This is a genomic window from Coleofasciculus sp. (assembly GCF_046565525.1).
Classification (GTDB): domain Bacteria; phylum Cyanobacteriota; class Cyanobacteriia; order Cyanobacteriales; family Coleofasciculaceae; genus Coleofasciculus.
Window position 1 is genome coordinate 25,698 of record NZ_JBKHUP010000088.1, and the last position, 7,824, is coordinate 33,521.

The window sequence follows — 7,824 nt, forward strand, 5'->3', positions numbered from 1 at the left end:
TGGTCTTTTCTGTCCTTCCCAGGAGGCGCGATCGCGTCTATGAGATGGGTAGCAGAAAATATCTTTAACCATATCCCCAAAGAGCATAGCATTCTACCCCGCTTCAGAAAAGTTAACCAACGTGCGATCGCTTCGTGAGTTTTCTGAATCGGTTGTGCAGGTGCGATCGCATCCGATTGTGCCAGTTAAATCCCCGGTGTCTTTTTCCTTATGCCAGTTCTGACTCCCATTGCCCAATGATTGACCGTCGTTCCGGAGATAGGAGCCGCGCTGCCTGACGGAAAGCTTCCCTGGAGGGGATTGACTGTCGCAGGATTCTAAACACCTCTAAAGAGCAGGATTGAAGATACCCAGCAATGTCTTGGATGGAGTCAGGCTCTCTTGATTTATCGGCGATATCTGGGAGGGTCACTGTTGTATCTCCCTCAAACCATGCTGCCAGGGTTTGACGACGTCAATGTTTATCCTGAGAAGCGATCGCACTCTGATCGCCTCAAAGTTCTAGGTGATTTGTCGGCTATGTCAGAGGAGAGCGATCGCACTTAAAAGATTTTATTCCATCTTCTTTTATTCGTTGCTTTTTTTAACAGCTTGTAGCTTACCTCCTATATGCCTTTTCAAGAGCCAGCCAATTCCTAAAAGAGTCAACCCCAAAGTAGAGCTAGGTTCCGGAACTGAAGTAGATGGACGCTTGGAGTAGGTTACATCTCCAGCACCAGCACCTTGCGCTGTATCATAGGCAAAAAATGCCTCATCTAAAGAAAAGAAGCCGGGAATAAAAGAGAACGAATTATTAACTGGAAAATTAACAGAAAAACTCAGACCTAAGAAATCACCATCAACGAATGCCGCCTCAGAACGGAAAAAGGAAGAATCGTCAGTTTCACTGAAATCAGTATCCAAAAAATTAAACGCGATAGTGGAAACGTCTAAGAACTCTTCCCCAGCTCCCATCAGTTCAGAGTCATCATAGCTGAAAAAACCTAAGTAGTTTTCGTTAACCAAAGAACCCGAATCAACGAAAACTTCAAAATCATAGGTGATAGAAGTCGCTTGAGCGGGGTTGGTATCAATCACGGCGAAGCTCAGGGCTAGACCAGCCGTGGTTAGTGCCAATTTTTGGAAGGTGTTAGTCATTGGGTTCTCCTTGGTAATTTGTGGTGTTTGATACAACATTCGTTCCGCTTACAAACTGATTTGTTTGAAGGACGTATTCCCTGGAAGTCAAACTTAGAACACGAAGTTATTAGTATTATTCAGAACAGCAACAGTAACGTTTTCAACTAAAATGAAGGGTCGAGAACTTCCAGAACCACTGGAGCCATCTGGATCAAGCTGAACCAGAGTATCAGATCCCCGTGCGCCAAACTCAACGTAGCCATCAGCGATCGCGTCTGAACCAAAGTAGCCCAGGCTATCGAGCAGTTCGGTGAGGACAATTTTGTCACTACCCACTTCAAAGTCCTTGATGATATCACCAGCATCCACGAAACTGGTATAGACGAATTGGTCGTTACCACCACCGCCTGTGAGAATATCTCGGCTTTGTAAACCAACTAGGCGGTCAGCTCCATCATTACCAGTGAGAACATCACGACCTGGTGTACCTGTAATTTCATTGACATCAACTGTAAGGGTAACGGTAGCTTGGTCATCCTCATTGGGGTTATTGTTACCGGGAATAGAATCAGGATCTGCTTCGTTGACAGCCGTTACTTCAGCCGTGTTGATGATAGCTCCAGCCGCATCAACGTTAGCAGTAATCCTCAGGGTGCGGCTGAGATTATCTCTGAGATTGCCTACATCCCACACACCTGTGGTGCTGTCATAGGTTCCCTGTACAGTAGAGGCGGAAACAAAACTCAATTCCGAGGGAAGTAGGTCAGTCACCTCAATGCCACTAGCAATACCAGGTCCTTTGTTCGTGAGAGTGAGGGCAAAGGTAATTTGGTCGCCTACGTCGGGATTGGGGTTGTTTACAGTCTGAGTCAATTCTAGGTCAGCAGAAGCAGGTGTGACTGACTCAATAGTTTTCGCCGTTATGAGTTGATTATCGAATGGATTGAAGTCTGTTTCATTACTGGTTACGTTGGTAGTGCTGATGAGATTGCCAGCAGCAATGGAGTTAACGGTGAGGTTGACTGTCGCACTTTCACCGCTATCTAGATTTCCTAAGTTGGCTGTAACTACACCATTAGAGATACTAATTGGATTGGTGTTGCTGGGACGATCAATGAACCCCGAACCGATAAAAGTGCCAGGATTGGCAGAACTGAGTTCGCTATCAACAGCTTGAGGAATAGTATTGTTGGGCTCATCGAGTACAACCTGACGAACCGTTCCCCCACTACCAAGATTGATTTCAATGTCGTAGTTACCTGAAGAAGAACCGGGATTGCCGCTACCTTCAACAAAGGGATTGTAATTGAAGTTTGAAAAGTTACTTATCCCAACGTAGTAAGTGCCAGAAGAGAGAGCTGTAAAGTCAATATAGGAATCCAGTGAAGAGTTTTCGCCAGGAGCAGGAGTATCGTCACTAACCGCTACTTGATTTCCAGCAGAGTCGAATAGTCGTAGAACGGAGTCTAGAGAAGAGCCAAATTCGTCTGCGTCAATATCAATAGTTACCTGCTCCCCTGCATCAATCTGGAATTCGATCAAGTCTACAAAGTTCAGCTCAAGATCGGGAATATCACTGGTAGCCGAAATAACGTCGAATACAGATGGCAAGTTTTCTGTAAGGACTACTCCTGTGGCATTGCCAAGACCATTGTTGGTAACAGTAAGAGTGTAATCAAAGGTATCCCTTAATGCTACTGCGCCCGAAGTATCAGTACGAGTTACTGCAAGGTCAGGCAATATAGGTGCGATGACATCAGTAGATAAGCTGGCGAAGTCATTGGTTGTATCGGGGTCAGTTGTGTCGCTGGTAACAACTGCACTAGAGGTAATTGTTCCTGCTACCAGAGTGGGAGTAACAACGCTAATCTCAATAGTTCTACTTTCACCAGCACCTAAATCACCAAGGTCAAAGGTAAAGATATTATCTGTCTGCTCAGATGGTGTCAGGCTAGCAGAAGTAAAAATAACTTCTTCTGGTAGTGTTTCGACTAAAGTTACACCCTTAGAGGTCACTGAACTGTTGTTAGTTACTTCAATTGTGTAGGTTAGAGTTTCTCCTAAACCGATTGAGGTAGCACTAGCTGTTTGATTGACTGATAAATCGGCTATTTCTGGGGGTCGTAACTTGACTTGTCCTTTGGAATAACTGAAGACAGGTAAATGTTCATCATCCACAATTTTTGCATAGATGAAGTAATCTTCTTGAGGCACATTTTCAGTATTCCAAACGAAACTTCCCTCTCCATCAGTTTCCGCAAGATTATCTACAATGAGTACACCATCGAAACCTTGATTGTCCGTGTCGTAGAACAAGCTAATCGTTGCTTCCGAGTCAGCGTCAAAGGCATTCCATTGAATGGTTGCCTCTGTTCCACTGACATCTGTAGCAGGAGCAGTAATTTTAATTGTAGGAGTTGTTGAGCTACCTGAAACAAAAATATCATCAGCACTCAAGCTTGGTGCGCCTGTTAAGGTAGCGATCTGTTGTTGAGGAGCATCGCCAGTTCCATCTGGGTCGAAGAAAAGATTCCCTGTAGAAGGGTCATAGATAAATCGGTCGCTGCTATCAGCCGAAGTTGTTCCCAAGACAAACTGAGTTTCTTCTAGGGAAGCACCTGGGGTGAGATCACCGCCAAAACCAGCCGCCGAAACGACAATGCGATCGCCCTCACTTTTCTCAAAATCTTCTATCGTATCCACTCCTTCTGTGGTACTGCTGAACACAAAGCTGTCGCTACCAGTCCCGCCAGTCAATGTATCATTACCCACTCCACCGTTGAGAGTATCATTACCCTCTTCTCCATCCAGAACATCATCACCCTCTACTCCGTCAATAATGTCATTGCCAGAACCACCACTGAAAGCGTCATTGGTAGGAGTTCCAAAGATTATCTGGTCGCCAGCCGCAATATCAAGCTGAGTTGTAGCTTGCCAAATAGCGTCTGTCCAGCGAGTAGTAGCCTCCCAAGCTTCAGGAGTCCATTCTGTTGTTTCCTGCCATACATCCAGTGTCCATTGAGTAGTAGCCTCCCAAGCTGCATCGCTCCACTGAGTAGTAGCCTCCCAAGCTTCCGGAGACCAATAGGTTATAGCTTCCCAAGGACTATTAATTTGAGTTTGTTGAAGATTAATTTCAGTTGCTTCAACTGTGGCTATTGCCAGTAAATCTGATGAAAATGGCAAAAAACTGCCAAACCATTCCGTTGTAGCTTCCCAAGCATCGCTAGTCCAAGTTGTTGTAGCCTCCCAAAAATCGCTACCTAAAGTTTTGGTGGCTTCCCAAGCATCGCTAGTCCAAGTTGTTGTAGCCTCCCAAAAATCGCTACCTAAAGTTTTGGTGGCTTCCCAGGCATCGCTAGTCCATTCTTTGGTGGCTTCCCAGGCATCGCTAGTCCATTCTTTGGTAGCTTCCCAGGCATCGCTAGTCCAGCTTTTGGTGGCTTCCCAGGCATCGCTAGTCCATTCTTTGGTGGCTTCCCAGGCATCGCTAGTCCAGCTTTTGGTGGCTTCCCAAGCTTGATCTACCCACTTCGTCGTAGCATTCCAAGCATCAGTCGTCCAACTACTGATGCCATCCCAGGCATCCTCTCCCCATGCTATAACTGCATCCCAAGCATCTTCTCCCCATTGCTTAGCAGCTTCCCAAGCTTGCCGAACAGCCGCCTTAGCATATTCAATATTGAAATCATTAATTAAAGTGTAAAGAAGACCACCTATTGCTGTTCGAGCAGTTTCAGCAGTTCCTCTATTACGTAAAGCTACAGCGAGAGGAGGTCCTAATACTGGAATTCTTGATACAGCTAAAAGAAAAATAAAGTAATCTGGGTCTGGTAGATATGTAAATAATGGACTGTTTAGACTATTAACTGAAGAAAACGTTTCCTTACCTAAGTTTGATGGCTTGGTTGCCCCAGTCCTTTTATTGTTTTTAATAAAAACTGGATGAGTATGGGGACCTTCAATAGGAATTTGGTTAAAAGTAGAGAAAGTTTCGTTAAATAGAGTATATTGTCCAGGAATATATCGAAATCCTGCCAGACTTACAACATCGGTTGATGTTATGTAATGGGTGACCTTCTCGGCTCCCGCAAAACCATTAGCACCCGTGACTGAAATACCTGGAGCATTAAAGGTAACAACCTCACCCAATGCCCCTTGAGAAGAATAATCAGCCGCCACCCATTGAGTCAACGCACCACCTAGACTGTGACCTGTGATATGAGGTTGAAACAAAACAGTTGTATTTTCAGGATTGCTAACTTCCTGAAGCCATTGATTTAAATCGTCTCGGTTATTATCAAATTGTTTAAAACCAATACCTTTCGGGTTTAAATCATCAAAAGCATCCTGACCACTTGCCGTACCTCGAATTGCTAGAACTGGATCTTTTCCTTTATCGTAAATAGTTCCCGTAGCAAAAGTCCAGGAGGCATCTCGTGCTTGTAATTGATTAAGTTCCTTTAAAGCGTTTTGATAAATCTTTGAACCAGAATCGTCACCTTCGCCCAAAAATTCATCTAGCTGTGTAAGTATGCGATTCTTTTCTTTATCACTATCTTTAGCAATTTCTGCATTGACTGGATCGCTAATTAATACAAAGAAATTTTCATCTGAAGTTAATCCTACTGCTTGAAAATCTGTAGCAGTATCGTCAAAAATTTTATTAACTCGATAGCCTAAGTCTCCATAAGGAAATTTTCCGTCTAATTCATCTGCATCGCGTCCTTCTTTACCTTTCCAATCTCTATAAGCAGTATCTCTAGCAAAAATCTCAAAATCATCATCAGTTCCAAAAGTAACTGGATTATCTCCAAAGACAGTAATTTCAATGTCTTTACTCGTTTCACCGGCTGCAAACGTTAACGTTCCTTTGATAGGTTTATAATCTTTTTTATCGTTTCCAGTTATGCCATCTACAGCAGTCCCAACCAGGGTAAAATACTGGACAGTAGTTTCGACATCGCTGGCTTCTGAAAGAGTAACGGGAATTTTGAGCGTTGATGTTTGAGAATTTCCACCTTCAACAGCAACATAAGCATCTTGAATATTTAGCCCATTGCTGAATGTTTCAACCGTATAATTCCAAGCAGTTCCTGAATCATTAGTTGCTACAATTACTTCTAATTGATCCGAATCACCTTCAGGAATCTGAACTATTCCAGACCTACGACCACCGACAAATCCAGTTTCCAGAATATTTTTTCCTTCATACCGAATGATGAAGTTATCAGGGATACTAAAATGTTCGTAGCGAAAGTTGACTACTCCACCGCCATTTGAGTCCAGAGTAATTGTTTTCTGGCTTCCCTCAAAACCGCCGCTGTCTGAAACCGTCGCCTTCTCAATTTGGATAACTTGTCCATCTAATGTGATAGTAGCTGTATCATCCTCAGCCCTGAGCTGCTGTAGCTGGGCTTCATCTAAGGTTTCCCCCTGTACTAGCGCTGAAAAAATAGCCCCTTCATCACCTAACGCATCAGATGAATTAATTTGTGCATCAACGAAGTGACCAATTTCTTCTAATAATGTATGGGTAATAGCTAAAACGTTGGATGCGTTCTGAGTGATGTACTCTTGAGATAAATAAATCTTATTTGTTTCGATAGAAAATGCACTATTAGCACCTTGGATTTCTTCACCTGAGAGGATTTCAATTTCTGGCAATGAGGTGAAATCTTCCGATGCCCATTGTTGACGTAACCCCTCTGCTTTTTCTGTATTTACTAGATTACCAAACGCAATTGTTAGTTTTGTATAAAAATCAGGATTTACGGCAAAATTACTTAAATAGTCTTGTGCCTTAACAAGCAACTTTTCAGAAGTTAATTCGCCAACTTGCTCTATGTCAAATTTCATGGCTAGCCCTATTAATACCTCTAAGAACATAGATTAACTGTTCAATAGGCAATTTAAGATAAAGTTTTTATGAAGAGAGTTCAGAATTTCGTAAAGTTTTCATGAAGTTAAGTAGATTAGTCATGAAAAAGTACCTAGATTAACCTGAGTTCGATATAAGCAAATTAGCTAAAAACCGCTTTGAGAGAGAATTACATAAATTCATACACACCTGATACTTCTCAATAGCTGCCGCTAACCGATAACTATAAGAGGGAGAAGCTATCAATCTGTAAAATTCCGTGAAATTAAATTAATTTTTTTTACAAAAAGTATCAAAAATTAATTTAATATTAAATTAGAGAAGGCAGTTTAAAGACTGAAATAACAGGGCTGTTTCATTCGCTATATGGGGCAAGTCCCCAAAGCCTGCCATAGAGCAGGGCTGTTTCATTCTAATAATGGGGCAATTCCCCAAAGCCTGCCATAGAGCCAGGTCTGGGCGTTTGTAATTGAGCGAAAACCTAAAATTCTCAAAAGATTGATGGCGATGGTTAGGAGAATGGATAGGTTAGTGACGGCTTGAAAATGGCAAATAGGGGATAAATCCTCTTTAAAAATGGCATCTCTTACCCAATGGAGTTGGTTCTCAATTTTCCAATGACCTCGAATTTTTGCTGCAAAGGTTTTGGCATTTGATTGACGACTGCTCAAATAATAGACAGTCTGATCGACAGGTTTAGATTGTCGCGTGCCAATACGTTGAACCTGGATAAATCGTTGACTGTTAAGCCAAGCCGATTTGATGTTTTCAGGAAGTGAAAAAACAGAAATAGTTCGTTGAATTCTACGACCTCGACTCTTATC

At 42.7% G+C, this 7,824-nt stretch carries 5 protein-coding genes; 1 reads left to right on the plus strand and 4 read right to left on the minus strand.

Features of this window, described 5'->3' with window-relative positions; all coding sequences use genetic code 11:
• Positions 1–208 precede the first annotated feature (208 nt).
• A complete protein-coding gene (locus ACLGGO_RS26340; RefSeq protein ID WP_446421496.1) occupies positions 209–412 on the minus strand; it encodes a hypothetical protein in 204 nt (67 codons plus the stop codon).
• Positions 413–414: 2 nt separating this feature from the next.
• Between ACLGGO_RS26340 and ACLGGO_RS26345 the strand changes: the two genes are divergently transcribed.
• Positions 415–546: a hypothetical protein gene (locus ACLGGO_RS26345; protein ID WP_446421497.1), complete on the plus strand. Its 132-nt coding sequence runs from the start codon at positions 415–417 to the stop codon at positions 544–546.
• Between the two features lie 21 nt (positions 547–567).
• On the opposite strand, the gene ACLGGO_RS26350 is transcribed toward ACLGGO_RS26345, so the two are convergent.
• The 3 genes from ACLGGO_RS26350 to ACLGGO_RS26360 form a co-directional block, all read right to left on the minus strand.
• Positions 568–1,137 carry a PEP-CTERM sorting domain-containing protein gene (locus ACLGGO_RS26350; protein WP_446421498.1) on the minus strand — a complete coding sequence of 190 codons (570 nt, stop codon included), beginning with the start codon at positions 1,135–1,137 and terminating at the stop codon, positions 568–570.
• A gap of 93 nt (positions 1,138–1,230) precedes the next feature.
• Positions 1,231–6,978, minus strand: a complete 5,748-nt coding sequence (locus tag ACLGGO_RS26355; protein ID WP_446421499.1) for a pre-peptidase C-terminal domain-containing protein — start codon at positions 6,976–6,978, stop codon at positions 1,231–1,233.
• A 429-nt stretch (positions 6,979–7,407) separates the two neighbouring features.
• On the minus strand, positions 7,408–7,824 hold a 417-nt coding region (locus ACLGGO_RS26360; protein WP_446421500.1), incomplete at its 5' end, for an ISAs1 family transposase.

Coding starts and splice junctions, on each gene's coding strand:
- ACLGGO_RS26350 (WP_446421498.1), bottom strand. CDS start 1,137: ATGACTAACACCTTCCAAAAATTGGCACTAACCACGGCTGGTCTAGCC.
- ACLGGO_RS26355 (WP_446421499.1), bottom strand. CDS start 6,978: ATGAAATTTGACATAGAGCAAGTTGGCGAATTAACTTCTGAAAAGTTG.